This window comes from Streptomyces sp. NBC_00457 (genome assembly GCF_036014015.1).
Lineage (GTDB): Bacteria > Actinomycetota > Actinomycetes > Streptomycetales > Streptomycetaceae > Streptomyces.
In genome coordinates this window covers 4,860,121-4,885,124 of the sequence record NZ_CP107905.1, presented here as the reverse complement: position 1 = coordinate 4,885,124, position 25,004 = coordinate 4,860,121, and the positions used below count along the sequence as shown (strand labels likewise).

General features: G+C 70.7%; 23 protein-coding genes and 1 pseudogene. 16 read left to right on the top strand and 8 right to left on the bottom strand.

Annotated features, from left to right (window positions below; genetic code table 11):
- Nucleotides 1-3 precede the first annotated feature (3 nt).
- The 4 genes from cseB to OG828_RS22075 all read right to left on the bottom strand — a co-directional run bounded on the left by cseB (nt 4) and on the right by OG828_RS22075 (nt 3,238).
- Nucleotides 4-708, bottom strand: coding sequence for a two-component system response regulator CseB (gene cseB, locus OG828_RS22090; RefSeq protein WP_328359521.1), 705 nt, complete (start codon nt 706-708; stop codon nt 4-6).
- Nucleotides 709-838: 130 nt separating this feature from the next.
- Complete coding sequence (locus OG828_RS22085) at nt 839-1,513, bottom strand: hypothetical protein (RefSeq protein ID WP_443060165.1); 675 nt, start codon at nt 1,511-1,513, stop codon at nt 839-841.
- Nucleotides 1,501-2,058 carry a SigE family RNA polymerase sigma factor gene (locus OG828_RS22080; RefSeq protein WP_210577999.1) on the bottom strand — a complete coding sequence of 186 codons (558 nt, stop codon included), beginning with the start codon at nt 2,056-2,058 and terminating at the stop codon, nt 1,501-1,503. The genes OG828_RS22085 and OG828_RS22080 overlap by 13 nt, the downstream gene beginning before the upstream one ends.
- 244 nt (nt 2,059-2,302) lie before the next feature.
- Nucleotides 2,303-3,238, bottom strand: a complete 936-nt coding sequence (locus OG828_RS22075; protein WP_328359517.1) for an A/G-specific adenine glycosylase — start codon at nt 3,236-3,238, stop codon at nt 2,303-2,305.
- 204 nt (nt 3,239-3,442) lie between these two features.
- Here OG828_RS22075 and OG828_RS22070 point away from each other — a divergent pair, with 204 nt between their 5' ends.
- Nucleotides 3,443-4,285, top strand: a complete 843-nt coding sequence (locus tag OG828_RS22070; protein WP_328439243.1) for a hypothetical protein — start codon at nt 3,443-3,445, stop codon at nt 4,283-4,285.
- A gap of 107 nt (nt 4,286-4,392) precedes the next feature.
- Here OG828_RS22070 and disA read toward each other — a convergent pair whose 3' ends face one another.
- The gene (gene disA, locus OG828_RS22065) at nt 4,393-5,517 is read right to left on the bottom strand and encodes a DNA integrity scanning diadenylate cyclase DisA (protein ID WP_210578002.1); all 1,125 of its coding nucleotides are present in this window, start codon (nt 5,515-5,517) and stop codon (nt 4,393-4,395) included.
- 82 nt (nt 5,518-5,599) lie between these two features.
- On the bottom strand, nt 5,600-7,009 hold the full coding sequence (radA, locus tag OG828_RS22060) for a DNA repair protein RadA (RefSeq protein ID WP_328359510.1): 1,410 nt from the start codon (nt 7,007-7,009) through the stop codon (nt 5,600-5,602).
- 199 nt (nt 7,010-7,208) lie between these two features.
- Between radA and OG828_RS22055 the strand changes: the two genes are divergently transcribed.
- A complete protein-coding gene (locus OG828_RS22055) occupies nt 7,209-8,939 on the top strand; it encodes a BACON domain-containing protein (protein WP_443062427.1) in 1,731 nt (576 codons plus the stop codon).
- A 45-nt stretch (nt 8,940-8,984) separates the two neighbouring features.
- Here the strand turns inward: OG828_RS22055 and OG828_RS22050 are convergent, their stop codons facing one another.
- The gene (locus OG828_RS22050) at nt 8,985-9,842 is read right to left on the bottom strand and encodes a hypothetical protein (RefSeq protein WP_328502088.1); all 858 of its coding nucleotides are present in this window, start codon (nt 9,840-9,842) and stop codon (nt 8,985-8,987) included.
- A gap of 83 nt (nt 9,843-9,925) precedes the next feature.
- Between OG828_RS22050 and OG828_RS22045 the strand changes: the two genes are divergently transcribed.
- The 4 genes from OG828_RS22045 to ilvD all read left to right on the top strand — a co-directional run bounded on the left by OG828_RS22045 (nt 9,926) and on the right by ilvD (nt 14,445).
- Entirely contained in the window at nt 9,926-10,942 is a 1,017-nt protein-coding gene (locus OG828_RS22045; protein ID WP_328359501.1) for a Ppx/GppA phosphatase family protein, read from the top strand.
- A gap of 49 nt (nt 10,943-10,991) precedes the next feature.
- Entirely contained in the window at nt 10,992-11,816 is an 825-nt protein-coding gene (locus tag OG828_RS22040; protein WP_328359498.1) for a sugar phosphate isomerase/epimerase family protein, read from the top strand.
- A complete protein-coding gene (locus OG828_RS22035) occupies nt 11,813-12,418 on the top strand; it encodes a TetR/AcrR family transcriptional regulator (RefSeq protein ID WP_328359494.1) in 606 nt (201 codons plus the stop codon). Before OG828_RS22040 ends, OG828_RS22035 begins: the two co-directional genes overlap by 4 nt.
- Before the next feature lie 173 nt (nt 12,419-12,591).
- Nucleotides 12,592-14,445 carry a dihydroxy-acid dehydratase gene (ilvD, locus tag OG828_RS22030; protein WP_328502087.1) on the top strand — a complete coding sequence of 618 codons (1,854 nt, stop codon included), beginning with the start codon at nt 12,592-12,594 and terminating at the stop codon, nt 14,443-14,445.
- A 111-nt stretch (nt 14,446-14,556) separates the two neighbouring features.
- Here the strand turns inward: ilvD and OG828_RS22025 are convergent, their stop codons facing one another.
- Nucleotides 14,557-16,650, bottom strand: coding sequence for a serine/threonine-protein kinase (locus OG828_RS22025; protein ID WP_328502086.1), 2,094 nt, complete (start codon nt 16,648-16,650; stop codon nt 14,557-14,559).
- Between the two features lie 180 nt (nt 16,651-16,830).
- Between OG828_RS22025 and OG828_RS22020 the strand changes: the two genes are divergently transcribed.
- The 10 genes and pseudogenes from OG828_RS22020 to OG828_RS21975 all read left to right on the top strand — a co-directional run bounded on the left by OG828_RS22020 (nt 16,831) and on the right by OG828_RS21975 (nt 24,963).
- Entirely contained in the window at nt 16,831-17,151 is a 321-nt protein-coding gene (locus OG828_RS22020) for an SH3 domain-containing protein (protein WP_328359485.1), read from the top strand.
- Between the two features lie 48 nt (nt 17,152-17,199).
- Nucleotides 17,200-17,511: an SH3 domain-containing protein gene (locus OG828_RS22015; protein ID WP_443062511.1), complete on the top strand. Its 312-nt coding sequence runs from the start codon at nt 17,200-17,202 to the stop codon at nt 17,509-17,511.
- Between the two features lie 43 nt (nt 17,512-17,554).
- Nucleotides 17,555-18,082, top strand: a complete 528-nt coding sequence (locus tag OG828_RS22010) for an EamA/RhaT family transporter (RefSeq protein ID WP_328502085.1) — start codon at nt 17,555-17,557, stop codon at nt 18,080-18,082.
- Nucleotides 18,083-18,279: 197 nt separating this feature from the next.
- A pseudogene (locus OG828_RS22005) lies at nt 18,280-19,046 on the top strand (class I SAM-dependent methyltransferase).
- Between the two features lie 390 nt (nt 19,047-19,436).
- Complete coding sequence (locus OG828_RS22000; RefSeq protein WP_328502084.1) at nt 19,437-20,240, top strand: ABC transporter ATP-binding protein; 804 nt, start codon at nt 19,437-19,439, stop codon at nt 20,238-20,240.
- Entirely contained in the window at nt 20,237-21,025 is a 789-nt protein-coding gene (locus tag OG828_RS21995) for an ABC transporter permease (protein ID WP_328502083.1), read from the top strand. Before OG828_RS22000 ends, OG828_RS21995 begins: the two co-directional genes overlap by 4 nt.
- A 103-nt stretch (nt 21,026-21,128) precedes the next feature.
- Nucleotides 21,129-21,941: a pyrroline-5-carboxylate reductase gene (gene proC, locus OG828_RS21990; protein WP_328502082.1), complete on the top strand. Its 813-nt coding sequence runs from the start codon at nt 21,129-21,131 to the stop codon at nt 21,939-21,941.
- Nucleotides 21,942-22,190: 249 nt separating this feature from the next.
- Nucleotides 22,191-23,285, top strand: coding sequence for a Gfo/Idh/MocA family protein (locus tag OG828_RS21985; protein ID WP_328359468.1), 1,095 nt, complete (start codon nt 22,191-22,193; stop codon nt 23,283-23,285).
- Nucleotides 23,282-24,235 (top strand): PmoA family protein, encoded by a 954-nt coding sequence (locus tag OG828_RS21980; RefSeq protein WP_328502081.1) that lies wholly within the window; start codon nt 23,282-23,284, stop codon nt 24,233-24,235. Before OG828_RS21985 ends, OG828_RS21980 begins: the two co-directional genes overlap by 4 nt.
- On the top strand, nt 24,232-24,963 hold the full coding sequence (locus OG828_RS21975; RefSeq protein ID WP_443062426.1) for a cupin domain-containing protein: 732 nt from the start codon (nt 24,232-24,234) through the stop codon (nt 24,961-24,963). Before OG828_RS21980 ends, OG828_RS21975 begins: the two co-directional genes overlap by 4 nt.
- Nucleotides 24,964-25,004 lie beyond the last annotated feature (41 nt).

Below are 25,004 nucleotides of genomic sequence, written 5' to 3'. Positions count from 1 at the left end.
TGCTCAGGCCTTCAACTTGTAGCCGAAGCCGCGAACCGTCTCGATACGGTCCTGGCCGATCTTCGTACGCAGCCGCTGCACATGGACGTCCACCACGCGCGTGTCACCGCCCCAGCCGTAGTCCCACACGCGCTCCAGGAGCTTGTCCCGCGACAGGACCGTGCCCGGCGCCGACGAGAACTCCAGGAGCAGTCGCATCTCCGTGGGCGTCAGCGCCACCGGCTGCCCGCCCTTGCGCACCTCCATGCCCTCGGTGTCGATCTCCAGCTCACCGAAGGTCAGCACGCCGCCGGCCGACAGGGACTCGGGCTCCTCCGGCTGCCCGGCGCCGCCCGCGTGCCCGAAGCGGCGCAGCACCGCCCGGATCCGCGCGACCAGCACGGCCCCGTCGAACGGCTTGGTCACATAGTCGTCCGCGCCGGCTTCCAGACCCAGCACGACGTCGATGGAGTCCGCCCGCGCGGACAGCATGATCACCGGCACCGTCGACTCGTCCCGGATACGGCGGCACAGGCTGACGCCGTCCAGGCCCGGGACCATCACGTCGAGCAGCGCGATGTCGGGGCGGTTCGCCCGGAACGCCTCCAGGCCGGACAGCCCGTCGGGCATCGCGGTGACCGCGAAGCCGTCCCGCTCCAGGGCGAGCTGCGTGGCCTCACGGATGACGTCGTCGTCCTCGACGAACAAGACGTGGGTCTGGTCTGCCATCCCGGTGCTCTCTGTCCTCGTATGGGTCTCGTGGTGCGTTCACTGTGCTGATGCGTTCACTGTCCTGACGTTGGAATCAGGCGAGCGGTTCACTAGGGGATCGTCCTGGCCGGCCCGATCGGTTCACGCCTCAGCTGGTCTTTGGTGCCTGGGTCGGATCCCCGCCGACGCCGCTGCTGTAGTCGTTGCGTGTGCGGTCTTCCTCGGTGAAGCGGCCCGACGCCAGCCAGCGGTACGTGATCACATACTGGGCGGACGGACTCGACACCGGGTCGCCCTTCTCGTACACCTGCTTGGTCACCACCAGGTCGCCGCGGTCTATCTCGGCATAGACCGGCGGTTCCTCGGCCCTGAACACATTCTCGTACCGCCCGTCTTCCTCGCGATACACATACGAGCCGACCCCTACCGCATCTTCGCAGGTCAGCACATTGACGACGACATCGTGCGAGGCTCCTCCGGTCAGATCGCCGTACGACACGTCGACCGGGTACTCGTCGCCGATACAGGGCTTCAGCTCGCGTTTGACCCCGGCCGATACGGTCGGGTCGTCCTGTACCAGCTTGACGGCGCCCAGACTGTCCGGGGTCGGGGAGGCCGAGGCGGGAGGTGACACGCTCGCGCCCGCCGCCTCGGCGTATGCGGGGCCCTCGTCACGGGCGCCGGTGCCGCCGGTGCCGCAGGCGGACATGAAAAGGGCGAGGGCGGCGAGCACGGCCACCGCCGTGAACGCCGCCTGCAAAGTGCCCCGACCCGCGGTGGCCCGTTGGCCCGCTTCGGGATCCGGGTCGGTCAAGCCGCGCACCGCTCCTGCTCCTCACGCTCCAGCGCGCGTGCGTCCAGATCGCGGCGCTCCAGCTCCTCGCGGAGCCGGGCGAGCGCCCGGTGCAGCGTGCTCTTGACCGTTCCGGCCGACATGCCGAGGGCGGCGGCCGTCTCCTCCGTGGACATCTGCTCCCAGTGTCGCAGCACCACGACGCTGCGCTGCTTGGGAGCCAGCACCTTCATGATGTCCATCAGCAGGGCACGGTCCGCGTGCTGCTCGGTGGCGTCGTCGACGCAGGCGTCCGGGAGCTGCTCGGTCGGCACCTCCTCCAGCTTGCGCGCCCGCCACCACTCGGTCCGCGTGTTGATCATCACGCGGCGCAGATAGGCGTCCGCCAGCCGCTTGTCGGCTATGCCCTCCCAGCGGCCGTACGTCCGTACCAGCGCGGTCTGGAGCAGGTCCTGCGCGTCGACAGGGTCCGGGACCAGGCGGCGGGCACTGCGCAGCAGCGCGTCCTGCCGGGTACGGACGTACTCCTCGAACTCGAGCACCTCGCCCACTGCGCCCACCTCGCGCTGCTCCATGATCGACCGCCTCCATCCCCGTGCTTCTGTAGCTGTGCCACCCCGTCGGGCACAGAAATGAAGCTACGGAGGCGTTGTCACGGCGCTGTGCGAAGCAGCCTGCGGCTAGCGCTCGGCTGTCCGTCGGTTGTGTAACAGAGGTAGGACGGACATAAACGTGCAGGTGAGATGGGTTGGGTATGGGGTGATTTGGGGGTGGGCGGGACAGAGGTTTCCCTGTGGTGGCTTGTGACTCGGCTGTACGTCAGCTCAGCGGCAGCCGGTACAGACCGCCCGCCAGCGGCTCCACCAACCCGTCCGCGACGAGGCCGTCGAGAGCACGGGCGCGCTGCACCGGCTCGTGCCACACCCGGTCGAGGACGGACTGCGGGACCGGCGCGTGGGCGTCGCGCAGCACGGCGAGGAGCTTGCCGCGTACCTGGCGGTCGGTGCCCGCGTATGTCTGCCCGCGGCGCGGCGGCCCTTCGTGCTCGGGCTTGCCCGCGAGCTGCCAGGCGCACTGGGAGGCGATGGGGCAGCGGTGGCAGGTCTCGTTCTTGGCGGTGCACACCAGCGCGCCGAGTTCCATCGAGGCGGCGGCCCAGCGGGCGGCGGTCCGCTCGTCCTCGGGCAGCAGCGCGCGGGCGAGCTTGCGCTCGGCGGCGGTGGTGGCGTTAGGCGGGTACTGGACGCCGGTGACCGCGCGGGCGAAGACCCGGCGGACGTTGGTGTCGAGCACGGCATGCCGCTGGCCGTACGCGAAGGAGGCGACCGCGGCGGCCGTGTACTCGCCGATGCCGGGCAGCGCCAGCAACTGGGCGTGATCCGTCGGTACGTCACCGCCGTGCCGTTCCGTTATGGCGACGGCGGCGCCGTGCAGCCGCAGCGCGCGGCGCGGGTAGCCGAGCCGGCCCCAGGCGCGGACGGCCTCGCCGGGAGCCTCCTTCGCCAGGTCGGCGGGGCGGGGCCAGCGAGCCAGCCACTGCTCGTAGACGGGCCGGACGCGGTTGACCGGTGTCTGCTGGAGCATGAACTCGCTGACCATCACCCCCCATGGCCCGGCTTCGGGCCGCCGCCACGGCAGATCGCGGGCGTGTTCGTCGAACCAGGCGATGACGGGGGAGTGCAGGGGCTCGCCGAGAAGACGGTCGGCGGTGGTGTCGGCGCGGTGCGGGGGCTGGGGCATCGTGGGCGCAGTCATGGCCTTCCGATCCTGCCACGGCCCGCGGCGCTTGGGCTGCTTTGGCCACGGCCGGTCGGTGGGTCGCCGGTGTGACGGCGGTCGTGGGTGTGCGCCGCATCCCCTGCTGTCCGGTGGGGTCGGGCGGAATGATGATCTGGAAAAGTTGCCGCAGGGCGGCGGGTGGGGGCAGCAGCGGCGCCGATCTCTCGTACAGTTTGCGCCGTGGGATCTCTGCGCAATCCGGTCGGGCCGCTTCCCTCCTCCATCTACTGGCGTCGGAGGGCCGTACTGCTGTCTGTGATCGCCCTGTTGGCCTTGCTGATCACCTGGATCGTCACCATGGGCGGAGGCGGCGGCAAGAACGGCGCCGACGGGGGCAACGGCGACTCGAGTCCCACACCGTCCACCATCACGCCCGGACCGTCCGGCTCCGGCCCCGCGATCAGCCAGGCGCCGGGCGGGCGCGACGAGACGGGGGACGGGGACTCCAACGGGTCCTCCTCCGGAGCGGGTTCGGGCGGCGGGGACACGGGCGGAACCTCCGACGGAGCCAACGGTGACGGTGGGGGCGACGACGGGTCCGCGGGTGGCGGGTCCGAGGGCGGTGCCGGCAGCGGTGGTGGTGTCGGTACGGGGGACACGCTTCCGGCAGGGTCCACGCTGCCCAACTGCGCCACCGGAGCGGTCAAGTTGAGCCTGCGCAGTGTGCACAACGCGTACGGGCCGGGGCAGACGCCGACCCTCGTACTGACCGCGACGAACTCCTCCGCGGCCGACTGCAAGGTCGATCTCGGGCCGAAGAGCACGGTGTTGACGATCACTCAGGCGGGCGAGGACGACGACTTCTGGTCGTCCGAGGACTGCGTGAGGTCCTCCGGGAGCGTGTTGTACCGGGTGCCGGCCGGCAGCAGCATCACGTACACCGTGGAGTGGGACCGGAAGGGAAGTGCTCCGCAGTGCGCGACGCCTTCGGCGGGGGCGGCTGGGGCGGGGACGTATTTGGTGGAGGCTGCGGCGCCGGGGTTTGCGAAGGTGCAGACGTCGTTTGTGCTGGAGAAGGACTAAGCGCTTCGCGTGGGTGCCGCGGTTGGTCGGTTGGCGTCTGCAGGTCCGTTGTGGCTGGTCGCGCAGTTCCCCGCGCCCCTAAAGGGGCGCTGAAGCAACTGTGTGAATTAGACGTACCGTTCCAGGATCGAGCTCTCCGCCAGCCTCGACAGGCCCTCCCGTACGCTTCGGGCCCTTGCCTCGCCCACTCCGTCCACCGTCTGCAGGTCGTCGACGCTCGCGGCGAGGAGTTTCTGCAGGCCGCCGAAGTGGTCTACGAGGCGGTCGATGATGGCCCCCGGGAGGCGGGGGACCTTTGCCAGGAGGCGGAAGCCGCGGGGTGATACTGCGGTGTCGAGGGCCTCGGGGGATCCGGTGTAGCCCAATGCCCGTGCCACCGTGGGGAGTTCGAGGAGTTCGGCGTGGTGGAGGGCGTCCAGTTCGGAGAGGGCTTCCTCGACTGTGCGGGAGCGTTTCGCGGTGGGTTCGGGGACGTAGTCCCGGACGACCAGCTCGCGCTCGGGCTCCACGCCGGCGATCAGCTCGTCTAGCTGGAGGGCCAGGAGCCGTCCGTCGGTGCCCAGTTCGACCACATACTCGGCGATTTCGGTGGCGATACGGCGCACCATCTCCAGGCGCTGGGCGACGGCGGAGACGTCCCGGACCGTCACCAGGTCCTCGATCTCCAGCGCTGACAACGTTCCCGCGACCTCGTCCAGGCGGAGCTTGTACCGCTCCAGGGTCGCCAGCGCCTGGTTGGCGCGGGACAGGATCGCCGCCGAGTCCTCCAGGACGCGGCGCTGGCCGTCGACGTACAGCGCGATCAGCCGCATGGACTGGGAGACGGAGACGACGGGGAAACCGACCTGCTTGGAGACCCGGTCCGCCGTGCGGTGCCGGGTGCCCGTCTCCTCGGTCGGGATCCTCGCGTCGGGGACGAACTGCACGCCCGCTCGCAGGATCTTCGACAGGTCGGAGTTGAGCACGATGCCGCCGTCGAGCTTGCACAGCTCGCGCAGCCGGGTGGCCGTGAACTCGACGTCCAGCACGAATCCGCCCGTGCACATCGCCTCGACGGTCTTGTCGAAGCCGAGCACGATGAGACCGCCGGTATTGCCGCGGAGCACCCGCTCAAGGCCGTCGCGCATGGCCGTGCCGGGTGCCACGGCGCTCAGTGAGGCGCGCATCAGGCCATCGGCACCGGAACTCCCACCGGACTTTCCGGGAGCTGCCGCCCGGTCGTTGGCTGCCACTGCACTCCTCCGGTCGCAGGTACTTCTGGCACTCCCGTTTCGCACACTCGGTTCGTACGCACGGGCGAGACCAGGGCAAAGTCTACCGGCGCTCCTCCTCGTCCCGTGGGGCGTCTCGGCGACGCGAGCGCGGAAGGACTCTCAGAGCGTCCCCTATGTCGGCCACTTCCAGGACCTTCATACCGGCAGGGATCTTGCCGGGATCGCCCGGCACGAGCGCGTGCGTGAAGCCCAGACGGTGCGCTTCGGAGAGTCTGCGCTGCACGCCCGTGACCCGTCTGACCTCGCCCGCGAGCCCCACTTCGCCGATCGCGACGAGGTTCTTCGGCAGGGGGGTGTCGCTCGCGGCCGAGGCCAGGGCGAGGGCGATGGCCAGATCCGCGGCGGGTTCGGAGAGCTTCACTCCGCCGACCGTCGCGGAGTAAATGTCCCGTTTGCCCAACGCGCTGATTCTGCCCCGCTGCTCCAGGACGGCCAGCATCATCGAGACCCGGGAGGTCTCCAGGCCGGATGTGGTGCGGCGGGGGGAGGGGATCTGGGAGTCGACGGTCAGCGCCTGGACTTCGGCGACCAGGGGGCGGCGGCCCTCCAGCGTGACGGTCAGGCAGGTGCCGGGCACCGGCTCGGCCCGCCTGGTCAGGAACAGGCCGCTCGGGTCGGTGAGGCCGGTGATGCCCTCGTCGTGCAGCTCGAAGCAGCCGACCTCGTCCGTGGCGCCGTACCGGTTCTTGACGCCTCGTACGAGCCTGAGGCGCGCGTGCCGGTCGCCCTCGAAGCTCAGGACGACATCCACGAGGTGCTCGAGGAGCCGGGGGCCCGCGATGGCGCCGTCCTTGGTGACATGGCCCACAAGGAGCGTGGACATGCCGCGTTCCTTGGAGGCCCGGATCAGCGCCCCGGCCACCTCGCGCACCTGCGCCATGCCGCCGGGTGCGCCGTCGATCTCCGGGGAGGCCACCGTCTGCACGGAGTCGAGGATCAGCAGGGACGGCTTCACCGCGTCCAAGTGGCCGAGCACGGCGGCCAGATCGGTCTCGGCGGCGAGATAGAGGTGGTCGTCGAGGGCCTTGATGCGGTCGGCGCGCAGCCGGACCTGGCTCGCCGACTCCTCGCCCGTGACGTAGAGCGTGCGGTGCTCGTCGCTCGCCGCCTTGGCCGCCACGTCGAGCAGGAGCGTGGACTTGCCGACGCCGGGCTCGCCCGCGAGGAGGACCACGGCGCCGGGGACCAGGCCGCCGCCGAGCACCCGGTCCAGCTCGGGCACGCCGGTGGAGCGGGCGGTGGCCTGACGGCCGTCGACCTGGCCGATGGGCAGCGCGGAGGTGGTGACGCGCCCCGGTGTCGTCGTGCGGACCGCGGGTGCGCCGTACTCCTCGATCGTCCCCCAGGCCTGGCACTCGGGGCACCGACCGAGCCACTTCGCCGTCTGCCAGCCACACTCCGTGCAGCGGTAGGACGGGCGGTCCTTGGTGGATTTCGTACGGGCAGCCATGCGGAGAACCGTAGCCGGGAGCACTGACAACGCTGCCGCCGGACGTGTGCTCACCCGGCTCCATCGCCGCCGCGGTGGGCGCCCGAACCATGGAATCCAGCGTTCCTGTCCCCTTATGAGGGATCGTTTCACCCGTATGGATTAAAAGTGCTCAAGGGGCGAGAAGCCGCCAACCCCCGCCGCCTACGGTCCACGGGTGATGAGCAGCAGTTCGGAGACCACGACCCGCACCACCGGCGCACACAAGGCGCACCGGGAGGCGCGTGACCGTGCTGCCGCGCGCACGCTGGCGCAGCGGCCGTCCGCGCGCTACGAGCCCTACCTGGACGGCCTGTTCACCTACTGCCTGTCCGTGCTGTGCGACCACGACGCGGCGACCACCGCCCTCGGAGACGTCCTCGTACTGGCCGAACGGCGTGGCCGGCACGGCCCGGACGCGGCGGGCGACCGCAGGGCCTGGCTGTACGCGCTGGCCCGCTGGGCGTGCCTGCGCAAGCTGGCCGAGGCCAAGCAGAAACGTCAGGCCACCCACGCCGCGGGACGACATACCGGCGACCGGCGGCGCACCGAGGAGTCCCCCGCGCCGCCCGTCTCCCCGGAGGTCCAGGAGCAGCGCCGGTGCGAACTCGCCCTGCTCGCCTGGCCGGAGGCCGCCGGCACCACCCCGGAGCAGCGCGAGGCGCTCGAACTCGCGGTGCGCCACCACCTCGCCGCGCACGAGGTCGCCGCCGTCCTCGGCCTGGACCTGGCCGCCGCCCGCGAACTGCTCGCCTCCGCCGCCTGCGAGGTGGAACGCACGCGGGCCGCCCTCGCCGTCGTGGAGACCGGCGGCTGCCCGGGCGTCGCCCGCCTCACCGGCGACAACCAGCTGGTGCTCAGCGCCGCCGTCCGCCGTGAGCTGGTGCGGCACGTCGACGACTGTCCGCGCTGCCGCCGTACCGCCGAGCGCGCGATCCCCGGCCGCTGGCCCGGCGCGAACGCCACCACCGCCGAGCTGCCCGTCCTGGAAGCGCCCCGCGCGGAGCTGCACATCGCCCTGGCGCACGGCCCGCGCGCGCGGATCGCCGCTCCCCGCTTCGACCGGCGCGGCTTCCCGATGGACCCCAAGGACCGCGCGGCCCGCAGAGACCGGCTACGCGCGCGTGCCCTGACGACCACCGTGGTCGCCACCGTCGTGGCCGCACCCGTGCTCGCCCTGTGGGCGGCCTACCGCGGCACACCGGCCGCCGAGGGCCAGGAGGGCGGCTCGGCCACCGCGAGCGAGGCGTACGGCCCCGGCGGCCTGGACGGCGAGACGCCGGACGGCGGCTACGAGCACGCCGGCAACGCCGACACCAGGCCCGGCACGCGCTTCGCGACGGGCGGCAGGCCCGACGTCTCGGTGGAGGTCATCAGCGTCACCGGCGCCGCCAGGAAATCCCACCTCGAGGTGACGGCCGGCCACAGCGGCGACACCACGCTCCTCACCCTCACCGCGACCGGCTCCGCGCCCGTCCGCTGGTCCGCGACCACCGCCGCCCCCTGGCTCTATCTGAGCCAGTCCGCGGGAACCCTCGCCCCCGGCGACACGTTGACGATCAAGGTGTACGTCGACCAGCTGCGCGAGCCGTCCGGGCCCTGGAGCGCGCGCGTGGCGATCTCACCGGCCGGCGCCGTCGTCTCCATCGAGGGCTACGGCACCGCGCCCACCCCGCCCCACCCGGGACCCGCCCCGGGCACCCCCGGCAACCCGCCCCCGTCGACCTCCGACCCCACTCCGCGCCCGCCCGACCCGACACCGACCGAGCCCACGCCGAGCGACCCGCCCCCGACCTCGGCGGACCCGAGCCCGACACCCACCGAGCCATCACCGACGGACCCGGGGGACCCGTCAGGCCCGCCGCCCCCGCCGCCGAGCGACACCGGCGCCCCGAACCCGCCCCCGACGTAGGGGCTCGATCAACGAGCCGCCCGCCCCACCGCGATCCGCAGCGGCTCACTCCACCGGATCTGCCGGATGCGGCGCCAGCAACGGCAGCTGCGACGCCAGCCGCTCCTCGCACAGCTCGACCAGCCGGTCGTAGCCCGCCTTGCCCATCAGCTCGGTCAGCTCCGCCCGGTACGACACATAGACCGGATCGCCGGCACCGTGCGCCGAGGTCGCCGAGGTGCACCACCAGTGCAGGTCGTGGCCGCCCGGACCCCAGCCCCGGCGGTCGTACTCACCGATGGACACCTGGAGCACGCGCGTGTCGTCGGGCCGGTCGATCCACTCGTACGTCCGCCGGACCGGCAGCTGCCAGCACACGTCGGGCTTGGTCTCCAGCGGCTCGCGGCCCTCCTTCAGGGCGAGGATGTGCAGCGAGCAGCCCGCGCCGCCGGCGAAACCGGGCCGGTTCTGGAAGATGCAGGAGCCCTGATACGGGCGGGTCTGCCGGTCGCCGTCCTCGTCGACCGAGACCCAACCGGTCTGGGTCCCCACGTCATGGTGCTGCCAGATGTCCGGCGTGAGCCTCGCCACATGCCCGGCGACCCGCTTCTCGTCGTCCTCGTCGGAGAAGTGCGCGCCCAGCGTGCAGCAGCCGTCGTCCGCGCGGCCCGCCTGGATGCCCTGGCAGCCGCTGCCGAAGATGCAGTTCCACCGAGAGGTCAGCCAGGTCAGATCGCACCGGAAGATCTGCTCGTCGTCCCCCGGATCAGGGAATTCCACCCACGCGCGCGCGAAGTCGAGACCCTTCTCGTCGCTCACCTGCGGGACCTTCGGCTGCTCGGCCGCCTTCGCCTGCGAAGAACCCTTGCCGGATTTGACCTTCTTGGCCGACTTTTCGTCCTTCGTCTTTTTCGTCTTTGGCACGGGACCAGGGTAAGTCGCCCGGAACCCGTTCCGGGACCGCCGAGGTGGCGGTGCAGGTCTTCGCTGGCAGTAGCGTTCTGTCCATGAGACTCGGTGTCCTCGACGTGGGATCGAACACGGTGCACCTCCTGGTGGTGGACGCGCACCCCGGCGCGCGCCCCCTGCCCGCCCACTCGCACAAGGCGGAACTGCGCCTTGCCCAACTCCTCGACGACGACGGAGCGATCGGCCCCGACGGCGTCGACCGGCTGATCGGCGTCGTCCGCGAGGCGCTCCAGGCCGCCGAGGACAAGGGCGTCGAGGACCTGCTGCCCTTCGCCACCTCCGCCGTGCGTGAGGCCACCAACGCCGACGACGTCCTCGCGCGCGTGCAGGCCGACACCGGCGTCGAGCTCCAGGTCCTCACCGGCGCCGAAGAGGCCCGCCTCACCTTTCTCGCCGCCCGCCGCTGGTTCGGCTGGTCGGCGGGGAAGCTGCTGGTCCTGGACATCGGCGGCGGCTCCCTGGAGATCGCGTACGGCATCGACGAGGAGCCCGACGCCGCCGTCTCCCTCCCCCTCGGCGCCGGCCGCCTCACCGCCGCCTGGCTCCCCGCCGATCCGCCGGACCCGGAGGCGATCCGCACCCTGCGCCGCCATGTCCGCGCCCAGATCGCTCGCAGCGTCGGCGAGTTCACCCGCTTCGGCCCCCCGGACCACGTCGTCGGCACCTCGAAGACCTTCAAGCAACTGGCCCGCATAGCCGGCGCCGCCCGCTCCACCGAGGGCCTCTACGTCCAACGCGACCTCAAGCGCGAGTCCCTGGAAGCCTGGGTCCCGCAGCTGGCGGGGATGACCGCGGCTCAGCGCGCGGAACTCCCGGGTGTCTCGGAGGGACGCGCGGGCCAGCTCCTGGCGGGCGCCTTGGTGGCGGAGGGCGCGATGGACCTGTTCGGCGTGGAGACGCTGGAGATCTGCCCGTGGGCGCTGAGGGAGGGCGTGATCCTACGGCGACTTGATCACATGGGCTCCGATGACGCCCCCGAAGGGGCGCGGGGAACTGCGCGAGCAACCCCCCACGACCCCGCACACGCCTATGGCGAACAGCACAACGGCGAATAGGCGAACACCAACCCCGGCCCACCCCTCAGAGACACGTACCCTTTCCCTCGTGGCAAACCCAGCCGTACGGATCCCGGACGCGAAGGTCGCCCTCTCGACCGCCTCCGTCTACCCGGAGTCGACTGCGACGGCCTTCGAGATCGCCGCGCGCCTCGGGTACGACGGTGTCGAGGTCATGGTGTGGACCGACCCGGTCAGCCAGGACATCGAGGCCCTGCGCCGCCTCTCGGACTACCACCGCATCCCGATCCTGGCCGTGCACGCCCCCTGCCTGCTCATCACGCAGCGCGTCTGGTCCACCGACCCCTGGGTCAAGCTCCAGCGCGCCCGGGCGGCGGCCGAGAAGCTGGGCGCGAGCACGGTCGTCGTACACCCGCCGTTCCGCTGGCAGCGCCAGTACGCCCGTGACTTCGTCACCGGGATCTGGCGGATGGCCGGCGAAACGGATGTGCGGTTCGCGGTGGAGAACATGTACCCCTGGCGCTACCGCGACCGCGAGATGCTCGCGTACGCCCCCGACTGGGACGTCACCAAGGACGACTACCGCCACTTCACGATCGATCTCAGCCATACGGCGACGGCGCGCTCGGACGCGATCCAGATGATCGACCGCATGGGGGACCGTCTCGGCCACGTCCACCTCGCGGACGGCAGGGGCTCGGCGAAGGACGAGCACCTCGTGCCGGGTCGCGGCACCCAGCCCTGCGCCGAGCTGCTGGAACGGCTCGCCCTGACCGGTTTCGACGGCCACGTCGTCATCGAGGTCAACACCCGGCGCGCGATGTCCAGCGCCGAACGCGAGGCCGACCTCGCGGAGGCGCTCGCCTTCACCCGCCTCCATCTGGCGTCGGCCGTGCAGGTGCCCCGGCGATGACCGACGCGACCGCCCGGAGGCGCGGCAGACCCCGTCGTACGGAATCCGCCGACACCCGCGACCGCATCCTGAACGCGGCCCGCGAGGAGTTCTCCGAGCGGGGCTACGAGAAGACGTCCGTGCGCGCCATCGCCAAGGCGGCCGGGGTCGACTCGGCCCTGGTCCACCACTACTACGGCACCAAGGAGCAGGTCTTCGAGGCGGCCGTCGAGGTCGCCTTCGCGCCGGCCCTGAAGGTGCGTGACGCGGTCGTCGAGGGCCCGCTCGACGACGTCGGGGAGCGCATGACCCGCGTGATCTTCGGGCTCTGGGAGAACCCGGTCACCCGCGCACCGCTGCTCGCGATCGTGCGGTCCGCGGTGAACACCGAGGCCGCGGCGGCCGTCTTCCGCCGACTCGTCTCCGCGCAGCTGATGCGCCGCATCGCCGGTCAGCTCGACGCCCCGGACGCGGAGCTGCGCACCGAGCTGGCGGCGTCGCAACTCGTCGGCGTGGCGATGATGCGGTACGTGATCAAGATCGAGCCGGTGGCGTCGGTGGACGTGGAACAGATCATTACGCGGGTGGCGCCGGTGGTGCAGGGGCACCTGACGAATCCCTGAATGCCTGAATCCCTGAATCCCTGGAGTCCCAGGAAGGCCAGTGGCCCTGCGGCCATCCGAATCCCTGAGACGTGCATCCCGCATTCCGGACATGGTGTCCGGCTGTCAGTGCCCCGGCGTACGCTCGAAGCAGTCAATATTCTCGGCAGAATTCTCCGAAGGAGCGAGCGACGATGCCCGAGCTGAGGTCCCGCACAGTCACCCACGGCCGCAACATGGCGGGCGCCCGCGCCCTTATGCGCGCCTCCGGTGTACCCGGTGCGGACATCGGCCGAAAGCCGATCATCGCGGTCGCCAACAGCTTCACGGAGTTCGTGCCGGGCCACACCCACCTCCAGCCGGTGGGCCGGATCGTCAGCCAGGCGATCGTCGAGGCCGGCGGCATCCCGCGCGAGTTCAACACCATCGCGGTCGACGACGGCATCGCGATGGGGCACGGCGGCATGCTGTACTCCCTGCCCTCCCGCGACCTGATCGCGGACTCGGTCGAGTACATGGTGGAGGCCCACTGCGCCGACGCCCTGATCTGCATCTCCAACTGCGACAAGATCACCCCGGGCATGCTGAACGCGGCCCTGCGGCTGAACATCCCCACGGTCTTCGTCTCCGGCGGCCCGATGGAGTCCGGCCGCGCCACGCTGGTCGACGGCACGGTCCGTACGCTCGACCTGGTCGACGCGATCTCCGACGCTGTGAACGACAAGATCTCGGACGAGGACATCCTCCGTATCGAGGAGAACGCCTGTCCGACCTGCGGCTCGTGCTCCGGCATGTTCACCGCCAACTCGATGAACTGCCTGACCGAGGCCATCGGCCTCTCGCTGCCCGGCAACGGCTCGGTGCTCGCGACCCACACGGCCCGCAAGGGACTGTACGAGGCGGCGGCCCGCACGGTCATGGACATCACCCGGCGCTACTACGAGCAGGACGACGAGACGGTCCTGCCGCGCAACGTCGCCACCTTCGCCGCCTTCCAGAACGCGATGGCGCTGGACATCGCGATGGGCGGCTCCACCAACACGATCCTGCACCTGCTGGCCGCGGCCCAGGAAGCGGGCGTCCCGTTCGGCCTGGAGGAGATCAACGAGGTCTCGCGCCGCGTGCCCTGCCTGGCGAAGGTCGCTCCGAACGTCGCCAAGGACCGCACGTACTACATGGAGGACGTGCACCGCGCCGGCGGCATCCCCGCCCTCCTCGGCGAACTGCACCGCGCGGGCCTGCTGAACGAGGACGTGCACGCCGTGCACAGCCCGTCGCTCGCGGACTGGCTCAAGACGTGGGACGTGCGCGGCGGCTCCCCGTCGGCGGAGGCTCTCGAACTGTGGCACGCGGCCCCGGGCTGCGTCCGCTCCGCCGAGGCCTTCTCCCAGTCCGAGCGCTGGGAAGCCCTGGACGAGGACGCCGAGGGCGGCTGCATCCGCTCCGCCGAGCACGCGTACTCCAAGGACGGCGGCCTGGCGGTCCTCAAGGGCAACCTGGCGGTCGACGGCTGCGTGGTGAAGACGGCCGGCGTCGACGAGTCGATCTGGACCTTCGAGGGCCCGGCCGTCGTCTGCGAGTCGCAGGAAGAGGCCGTAGAGAAGATCCTCAACAAACAGATCACCGACGGCGACGTCGTCGTCATCCGCTACGAGGGCCCCAAGGGCGGCCCCGGCATGCAGGAGATGCTCTACCCCACCTCCTTCCTGAAGGGCCGCGGCCTCGGCAAGACCTGCGCCCTGATCACCGACGGCCGCTTCTCCGGCGGCACCTCCGGCCTCTCCATCGGCCACGCCTCCCCGGAGGCCGCGTCCGGCGGCACGATCGCGCTGGTCGAGAACGGCGACCGCATCCGCATCGACATCCCCAACCGGACCATCGAACTGCTCGTCGACGACGCCGAGCTGGCCCGCCGCGAGCAGGCGCTGAACGGGGTGTACGCCCCGAAGAACCGAGACCGAAAGGTGTCGGCGGCGCTGCGGGCGTACGCGGCGATGGCCACCAGCGCGGACAAGGGTGCTGTGCGGGATGTGTCGATGTTGGGCTGAGGGGTTGAGGCTTTGAGGGCCTGAGATTTCGGTGCCCGGGTTTGAGGGCCGCCTCCGTGAGGGGGCGGCCCTTTCGTGTGCGACCTGGGCTGGCTGCCTGTGCGACCTGTGCTACCAGGTGGCCGGGTCGCGTGCGTCGAGGGCGAAGACGGTGCCGTCGGGGGCGGCGGCGTAGATATGGCCGTCGGCGAGGACGGGCTGCGGCGGTGAGGTCGTGACCACCTCCGAGTTCGCCCCGAGGCGCGCCGGTGTCTGCCCGACGAATCTGCCCTTCCGGGCGTCGGCGGCGAGCAGTCGTCCGTCGGCGGCGGTGAAGTACACATGGCGGCTGTCGGCGACCGGCGTCGAACTGCGGCTCACGGAGGTTTCGAGATGCCACAGCGGCTTCCGTGCCTCCATGCCGATGGCGTCGAGCGAACCGCCGGCGGCCAGCACGTAGACGTTGTTCCCGTGCACGGTGGCCTCGGCGGCCGTGCGCGGGACGGGCAGATCGACCCGGCGCGCGGCGCCGGACTCGGGGGTGTAGCGAACCACCGCTCGGGCATCCCCTGTGGCCCTGTCGAGGGAGAGGAAGAAGACGGATCCCCCGTTGGTGCCGACGGGCGTCAGGATCCCGTTCAGCCGGGTCTCCCATCGAACGGCACCCGTGTCCGGGTCCACCCCGGCGACCCGGGTGCTGGACCCGTCAAGGGAAGGGCTGGTCGCATAGGTCACCGGGTCACCGGCGAACCACGCGAAGGTGGGGTTGCTCTGGCCGGCTATCGGGTGGTTCCACTTGGTGCTGCCCGACGCGCTGTCGACGGCGGTGACCGTGCCGTCGGCGCCCGTGAGCAGCAGCATGCTGCCGGTGTATTCCACGGCGCTGTCGGCGGGCACGTTCTGTTGCCAGCGCAGTGTGCCCGAAGCGGGATCGAGGGCCTTCAGGCGTCGGTCCCCGTTCGTCAGGAGCTGCACCAGACCGCCCGACAGGACCGGTGGCCCGCTCTTGCGCACATCGGCGACGGGCCGACGCCACAGCAGGCTGCCGTCGGACGGGTCGAGAGCGAAGACCAGCCCGGATCGCGCGCAGAACAACTTGCCTGCTCCATACGAGCATTGGGACACGCCGGCGCCATTGGCCTGCGGCCTGGCCTCCCAGGAGCTGAACTCGCCCGATGTGGTCCGGGGCGCGGCGTCCTGCGGCGTGGAGCTGTCATCCAGTAGTTGAGCCGAGGCGAACCCACCGCCGACGACAAGGCCGAGGACTCCGGCTGCGATGCCCACCCGTCTGCGAAGACGTTTCCCGAACCGTCGTTCCTGCTGCATGGCGCGAGGTTCGGGCCTCGGCGCCGTATCGACCGTTCGCTGCGTCGGTATGAACGCCTGGGTGTCGTACGACGCTGCCACCGACCGCAGTTCCCGCATGAGTTCGTCCGGCGTGATCCGGTCCTCAGGCTCTTTGGCGAGGCAACGCAGCACCAATGGCGCGAGATTGTCCGGTACATCCTTCAAGTCCGGCTCATCGTGTACGACCTGATAGGCAACGACGTACGGGCTGTCGGAGTCGAACGGGCCGCGTCCGGTCGCCGCGTGGACCATCACGGAGCCGAGAGCGAAGATGTCGGCGGCGGGTCCGACCTCCCTCGGCCGCCGGAACTGCTCGGGTGCCATGAAGGGCGGCGTACCGATCAATTTCCCGGTCTCGGTACGCAGTTCGCTGTCCTTCGGCCGAGAAATACCGAAGTCGATGACCTTCGGCCCGTCCTCGGCGAGCAGTACATTGCTCGGCTTCAGATCGCGGTGCACGACCCCGACGCGGTGAATGTCGCGCAGCGCCTCCGCCAGCCCGGCCATCAACCGACGTAGCTCGGCGGGGGCCAGAGGGCCGTTCCGCTTCACCTGGTCGGCCAGCGTCGGACCGGGTATGAACAGCGTGGCCATCCAGGGGCGTTCGGCCTCCGGATCGGCGTCGACGACGGGTGCGGTGAAGGCACCGCTCACCCTCCGTGCTGCTGCTACTTCTTGCCGGAACCGCCCTCTGAACTCAGGGTCCTTGGCGAATTCGGCATGTACGACCTTCACCGCGAGCTTCAGTCCCGAGGTGCTCCGCGCGAGGTGCACCACACCCATGCCGCCCGACCCCAGACAGGACTCCAGACGGTAGTGGCCGGCGTATTCGGGAAGTTCCGCTTCCGCGCCCGCTCCGGCGTTCCGCTGTGGCGCCATGGGACCACCCCCGTGCTGTTCGTCGGCGCGCGCGACGCACGGAGCCTAGTCGATGACTCGTGCGAGACAGAGGCGACTTGCTAGCCTCCGTGTGCGAGTTACGTACATGTGTTTCTTGACTCGTTTTGAGGGAATCAACGGGGCCCATGGAATGCATGGGTTCAACGGGGGAGGTTTTCCATGGCGCTTGACCATGTCGAAGAGGCCCAGGGTGACGAGGGGGAGGCCGTCACGACGGCCGCAGCCGCGGCCGTGCGCTATTACTCGGTAGCCCCGGGCGTCCGCCTGAATGTCCGTAGCGGTCCTGGCACCAGCTACACCATCGTGCGTGTCCTGCCGACAGGCTCCCGCGTCCCGATCTTCTGCCAGACGCCGGGCTCGACGGTCACGGGCCCGTACGGCACGTCGAACATCTGGGACAACATCGCCAACGGCCAATTCGTCTCGGACGCGTATGTGAACACCGGCAGCGACGGCTACATCGCGTCGCGCTGCGACTGATCCCTTCTCGGAGAGAGAACGATGACATCCCGAAGACGCAGATCCATCATGCTCGCAGGCGCCACGGCGGCCTTTCTCATGGCGCTTACGCCTGTGGCCGAGTCCGCGACCCTGCGCTACTACCCGGTTGCCGAGGACGTCCGGCTGAACGTCCGGAGAGGACCCGGCACCAACTTCGCCGTGGTCCGGGTTCTACCCGAGGGCGCCAGAGTCCCCATTTTCTGTCAGACGCCGGGTACGACAGTGACGGGTCCGTACGGCACGTCGAACATCTGGGACAACATCGACGACGGCGAGTTCGTGGCGGACGCATACGTGAACACGGGCAGTGACGGTTACATCGCCCCGCGCTGCGGCTGAACCCACGAGGAGCCCGCGGCCACCCCGGCGCCATAATCGACCCGTGAGCGACGATTCCGGCACCCCGGCCACCCCCGCGGGCTCCAACGGCACCCCCGACACCCCGGCCCCCCGCCCCGAGCCCATCCGCTTCTTCGGCACGACGTGGGTGAACCACGACAAGGGCTACACGACCCGCCGCATCGCAGCCGCCGCAGGCTCCCTCGCGACGACAATGGCCGCCTGCCTCGTCCTCCGCTTCGCCTACGAGGGCCTCCAGATCGCCGACACCGGCAGCTTCGTCAACCTCCTGGTCGTCGCCATGTTCGCCGTCTGCACCGCACTCGCCTTCCGACACACCTGGGACGCCTTCGGCAACCGCCCCGACCCCGACCGCCACTCCTCCCTCCGCGGCCTCCTGGCCATCGGCTTCGTCGGCTCCCTCCTCGCCTACTTCATCCGCTCCCTCGTCGAGGCCCCCGGCGAGAGACTCCACCGCAAGGAGTACGCAGCGGCCCGCGAGCGCCACGAGAAGCGGACGACACGACGCTCGGGCAACCCGTCGAAGAAGAAGCGGCGGGGGAAGGGCTAGGACCGGGCCGCGCTGAGGGCCCCGGTGGGCGCGCCGAAGGCTCAGGCGGCCGTGGTCCAGCAGGCTCGACGTACGGCCATCGGCTGGAGGAGATACGTAGAGGCCCGTAGGACGACAGCGCGCCCCACACCCCTCTCACCTCTTTTCTCTCACCGGAATCTCACCGCTGCCGCCCCACCCCCGTCCACCATGTCCCTATGACGGCCTCCTCCCACCTCACCCGAGCCCTCTCCTTCAACGCAGCCGCAGCCCAGTACGCCGCCAACCGCCCCTCCTACCCGCCCGCCCTCTCCGACGCGATCGAGGATCTCGCCGGCCGCCCGCTCACCGGCGCCCGCGTCGCAGACATCGGCGCCGGCACCGGCATAGCGACCGCCCTCCTGCACGCCCGCGGCGCGGACGTGATCGGCGTCGAACCGGGCGACGGCATGGCGGCCCAGTTCCACCGCACCAACCCCGGAATCCCCCTCGTCCGAGGCACCGGCAACGCCCTCCCCCTGGCCACCGCCTCCGTCGACTTCCTCACCTACGCGCAGGCTTGGCACTGGACCGACCCGGACCACTCTGTCCCGGAGGCACTCCGCGTCCTGCGCCCCGGCGGTGCACTCGCCCTGTGGTGGAACACGTACGCCTTGGACGTCCCCTGGATCGCCGCCCAGACGCGCCGCATCGGACACGCCTTCGGCACCGACCCGGTCGTCGATACGAACGGCGCCAGCACCCGCGCCGCCGACCCCTCCGGCCGCCTCGACTTCACCCGCCGCATGGTCCGCTGGAGCCGCCGCATCCCCATCGACACCCACCTGGCCAACATCGGCAGCCACTCGATCTTCCTGGTCCAGAGCGACGAAACCCGCACCGCCTTCCTGGCCGAGGAGAAGCAGCACACCTCCTGACCCTCTTCCCCCACGGAACCGTCGAGGAGACCTACGACGTGGACCTCCTCGTCGCCACGCACTCCTGACCCCGCACAACCGTCCCCGTCCCGCCCACGTATGACGGCAGCGCAACGAGGAACCCGCGGGGGAGACAGAACAAGCGAGCCGCATCCACAGGGCACACGCGCAGAGCGCCGGAGACGCACCCCCCCGCCCCAGGAGCAGACAGACCGGAGCCCCAACCGGCTCCCGCGCCCCCGGACCAACCCCGCGCGCCCCTACACAAACCGCGCGCCCGCACGCACCCCGCGCCTACATGCCCTCCCGCGCTCACCCCACGCCCGCAACCCCCCGCCGTGGCCGCACCCCGACACGCACCCCACCCCCGACACGCACCCGCACTCCCCAACGACGCATCCCCGCCCCCCAACCCCTCGACCTTGACGCCCACCCCCCACCAGAGCATTATTCACCGCATGATGAATTACACGTCAGGCCCACCCACCCCAACCCCAAAGTCGCCCACAATCCAAGCCGCCGACCTCACCGTCGCCCGAGGCCCCCGAAGGGTCCTGCGCAGCCTCGACTTCACGGTCCCCCCAGGCCAGATCACCGGCCTCCTCGGCCCCTCCGGATGCGGCAAGTCGACGCTCATGCGGGCGATCGTCGGCACGCAGGCCAAGGTCACGGGCACCCTGGACGTCCTGGGCCGCCCGGCCGGCCACCCCAGCCTCCGCACCCGCATCGGCTACGTCACCCAGGCCCCGTCGGTCTACGACGACCTCACCGTCCGCCAGAACCTGGCCTACTTCGCGGCGATCCTGAACCCGGGCCGCGCAGCCGCAGCGCACCGGCACGAGGACGTCACCCGAGTCATCTCCGACGTCGACCTGACCAGCCACGCCGACGCCCTGGCAGGCAACCTCTCCGGCGGCCAGCGCAGCCGTGTCTCCCTGGCCGTAGCCCTCCTCGGCACTCCGGAACTCCTGGTCCTGGACGAACCGACCGTGGGCCTGGACCCGGTGCTCCGCCGAGACCTCTGGAACCTCTTCCACGACATCGCGGCCACACGCGGCGCAACCCTCCTCATCTCCTCCCACGTCATGGACGAGGCCGAACGCTGCCACCGCCTGCTGCTCATGCGCGAGGGCGAGATCCTCGCCGACGACACCCCGGACGCCCTCCGCACCCGTACCGGATCCGAGACGGTGGAAGCGGCCTTCCTGCACCTGGTCGACGAGGCAGTCGAGGCCGCCCGCACGAAGAAGACGACGCGATGAGTACGACCACGACGCCTACGACGATGAGGCCCGCCCCCACCAGCGCCCTGAACGTCTCCCGCACCACCGCCACCGCGGCGCGCGTCCTCAGCCAGCTCCGCCACGACCCGCGCACGATCGCGCTGATGATCCTGGTCCCGTGCGTGATGCTGTTCCTGCTGCGCTATGTCTTCGACGGCAACGCGCGCACCTTCGACAGCATCGGCGCGTCGCTCCTGGGGATCTTCCCCCTCATCACGATGTTCCTGGTCACGTCGATCGCCACGCTCCGCGAACGCACGTCGGGCACGCTGGAACGCCTCCTCGCGATGCCCCTGGGCAAAGGCGACCTGATCGCGGGCTATGCCCTGGCCTTCGGCACGCTGGCGATCATCCAGTCGGCGCTGGCGACGGGTCTGGCGGTCTGGTTCCTGGGCCTGGACGTCACCGGCTCCCCGTGGCTCCTCCTCCTGGTGGCCCTCCTCGACGCCCTCCTGGGCACGGCCCTCGGCCTCTTCGTCTCGGCCTTCGCGGCCTCCGAGTTCCAGGCGGTCCAGTTCATGCCGGCGGTGATCTTCCCCCAACTCCTGCTCTGCGGCCTCTTCACGCCCCGCGACAACATGCACCCCGCCCTCGAGGTCATCTCCAACGTCCTCCCCATGTCCTACGCCGTCGACGGCATGAACGAAGTCCTCAAACACACCGACATGACAGCCAACTTCATCCGAGACATCCTCATCGTCGCCGGCTGCGCCCTCCTCGTCCTCACCCTCGGCGCAGCAACCCTCCGCCGCCGAACTACCTGACGCCCCCGCCCCCCAACATCCCGCCCACCGGACACCCACCCCCGCACCCCACCCCGAATGCGAGGATGACCCCGGACGACAACCCCCGGAGGGCACCCCAGCCATGACCCAGAAAGTCGCAGTCCTCGGCACCGGCAAAATCGGCGAAGCCCTGCTCAGCGGAATGATCCGAGCCGGCTGGACCCCGGCCGACCTCCTCGTCACCGCCCGCCGCCAGGAACGAGCCGAAGAACTCCGTACCCGCTACGGCGTCACCCCGGTCACCAACCCGGAAGCCGCCAAGACCGCCGACACCCTCATCCTCACGGTCAAACCGCAGGACATGGGCGCCCTCCTCGACGAACTCGCCCCCCACGTCCCCACCGACCGCCTGGTCATCAGCGGAGCCGCCGGCATCCCCACCTCCTTCTTCGAGGCCCGCCTCGCCACCGGCACCCCGGTCGTCCGCGTCATGACGAACACCCCGGCCCTGGTCGACGAGGCCATGTCGGTCATCTCCGCCGGCACGCACGCCAGCGAAGCCGACCTCGCGCACGCCGAGGAGATCTTCGGCGCCGTCGGCAAGACCCTCCGCGTCCCGGAGTCCCAGCAGGACGCCTGCACGGCCCTTTCCGGCTCGGGACCGGCGTACTTCTTCTACCTCGTCGAAGCGATGACGGACGCCGGCATCCTCCTCGGCCTGCCCCGCGACAAGGCCCACGACCTGATCGTCCAGTCCGCGATCGGCGCCGCGACGATGCTCCGCGACAGCGGCGAACACCCGGTCAAGCTCCGCGAGAACGTCACCTCACCGGCCGGCACCACCATCAACGCCATCCGCGAACTCGAGAACCACGGCGTACGAGCCGCCCTCATCGCCGCCCTCGAAGCCGCCCGCGACCGCAGCCGCGAACTGGCCTCCGGCAACAACGCCTGAGCCGACGGCCTCCGGCATACGCGGCTTAGCCGAGCCGCCCCCGGCCCCCGCGGCTTAGCCGAGCCCCGGCACTCCGTCGCCTCACCACCTTCCAGCATGCGGAAATCCCCACGCGGAAATCCCCTCCCCGTGTTGGAAGTTGTTGATCACTGATCGCGACGCGCGTCTTGTCCCATCCTCGGGTGCGTGCATAACGTCGGACGAAGCAGCGGAAAGCGCTTTCCCTCCGGCCTTCCTGAGGTGCCCTCTATGCCATCCAGCTCCACCTCCCCCCTCCGGGCAGCAGTCGTCGGCACCGGCGCCATCGTCACCGGCAGCCACCTCCCCGCCCTCCGCGCCCACGCCGACCGCATCGAACTCGTAGCCGCAGTCGACGTAGACGCCACCCGCCTCACGGAATTCCAGAAACTGGCCGGTGAGCGGGTCACCGGCTACCACGACCTGCCCACCATGCTGGACACCGAGCACCCCGACGTCGTCCTCATCGGCACCCCACCCGCCCTCCACCAGCAGCAGACCCTCGCCGCCCTCAAGTCCGGCGCCTGGGCCCTGTGCGAGAAACCGCTCACCCTCTCCCTGGCTGAATACGACGAGCTCGCCGCCGCCGAGGAAGCCACCGGCGCCTACGCCTCCGTCGTCTTCCAGCACCGCTACGGCTCCGGCGCCGTCCACGCCCGCGACCTCATCCAGAACGGCACCCTCGGCACCCCGCGCGTAGCCCACTGCCAGACCACCTGGCACCGCGACGCCGCCTACTACTCCGTACCGTGGCGCGGCCGCTGGGCCTCCGAGGGCGGCGGCCCCACCATGGGCCACGGCATCCACCAGTACGACCTCCTCCTACACCTCCTCGGCGACTGGACCGAGATCCGCGCGATGGCCGCCCGTCTCGTCCACGCCACCGAGAGCGAGGACGTCTCCACCGCCCTCGTCCGGTTCGCGAACGGCGCCCTCGCCACCGTCGTCAACAGCGTCCTCTCACCCGACGAGGTCAGCCGCATCCGCATCGACTGCGACCGCGCCACCGTCGAACTCACCCACCTCTACGGCCACTCCAACACCGACTGGACCTACACCCCCTCTCCCGGCACCACTCCCATTCCACCACCCACCACTGACATTCCCAGCTCCCACAAGGCCCAGCTCGGCGCCCTCCTCGACGCCCACGACAAGGGCGTACGCCCCCCAGGCAGCGGCCCCGAAGCCCGCCGCACCCTCGAATTCGCCGCCGCCCTCTACAAGTCGGCCTTCACCGGCGCGACCGTCCGGGCCGGCGAGATCGCGCCCGGCGACCCGTTCTACTCAGCGATGCACGGCAACCACCCGGAATGGAGCCCCAAGTGACCGCCCCCCACACCGCCGAGCCGCAGATCCAGGTGACCCACGTCCACGGCGAACGCATCACGGTCGCATCCGGCGATGTCCGGTTGATGGAGTACGTCTACAAGCCCGACCCCGATCCGTACGAGTCCCGCAAGCCGTACATCCACCCCCTGCGCACCCTCGCCGGCCACCCCGTCTCCGGCTACCGCCCCAACGACCACCGCTGGCACAAGGGCGTACAGATGACCGCCAGCCACCTCTCCGGCCAGAACTTCTGGGGCGGCCACTCCTACATCCACGGCGAGGGCTATCTCCCCCTCCGCGACCGCATCGGCTCGATGCGCCACGACGGCTTCGACACCCTCGACGTCTCCGCCGACCGCCTCGCCTTCACCGAGCGCCTCACCTGGATCGAGAACCAGGGCGCCGAATGGGCCCGCGAAAGGCGCACGCTCACCCTCCACGACGTAGACCTGGACTCCGGATCCTGGGCCCTCGACTGGTCCATCCACCTGACCAACGTCCGCGCGGACGGCGAGCCTCTCACCTTCGGCTCCCCGACCACCGCCGGCCGCGAGCACGCCGGCTACACCGGTCTCCACTGGCGCGGCCCCCGCGACTTCACCGGCGGCCGCGCCTTCGGCCCCGACGGCCCGGACGACCGCGACGCCTCCGACGACCTCATGGGCACCCACACCCCCTGGCTCGCCTTCACCGCCGAACACGACGACATCGACGGCCACTCCACCCTCGTCTTCGCCCACGCCCCCGAGAACGACAACTCCATCCACTCCTCCCACTGGTTCGTCCGCTCCGAACCCATCCCCACCGTCGCCTTCTCCTGGGCGTTCCACGAGGAGTTCGCGCTCCCACCGGGGGAGTCCTTCTCGTACCGCTACCGGATCCTCGTCGCCGACGGCGCCTGGGACACCTCGCGCGTGGCGGCCCGACTGAAGGAGCTGAGCTGGTGACACTCCCCAACACCCCCCCACTCCCCGGCGGCATCGCCCTCTCCCATCTCTCTCCGTACGACTGGCAGGCCGCCGACGGCGTCTGCGGCGGCAGCCCCCACCTCCACCTGGTCTGCACCGAGGCCTACGTCGTCACCGGCGGCACCGGCAGCGTGCAGACCCTCAGCCCCGACGGCTACCGCGAACTCCCGCTCCAGGCAGGCACAGTCGCCTGGTTCACCCCCGGCACTGTCCACCGCATGGTCCAGGGCGAGGACCTCCGCATCACCGTCCTGATGCAGAACAGCGGCCTGCCCGAAGCCGGCGACGCCGTTTTCACCTTCCCTTCCGACTACCTGGACGACCCCGACCGCTACGCCGCCGCGGCCACCCTCCCGCCCCTCGACAGCCCCGACATCGAGGCCGCCGCCCGCAAACGCCGCGACCTCGCCGTCGAGGGCTACCTCACCCTGCGCGAGTCCCTCCGCGCCGGCGACCCCGCCCCGTACCGCGCCTTCCAGGAAGCCGCCGCCCGCCTGGTCGCCCCCAAGGCCGCCGCCTGGCGCGGGATCTGGGAACGCGGCGCCCTCGCCGCCGCCCAGCACACCGGCGCCCAACTCGACGCCCTGGCCACCGGCACCGCGGGTGACTACCTCGCCACCGCCACCGCCCTGAGCACCGACCCCCTCCGCCTCGGCGGCTACGGCATGTGCGGCCGCCGCGACGAATACCAACTCCCCAGCGGCTGACAGTCCGCGCACCACGTCCCCCCACCTCCGAGAGGAGACGC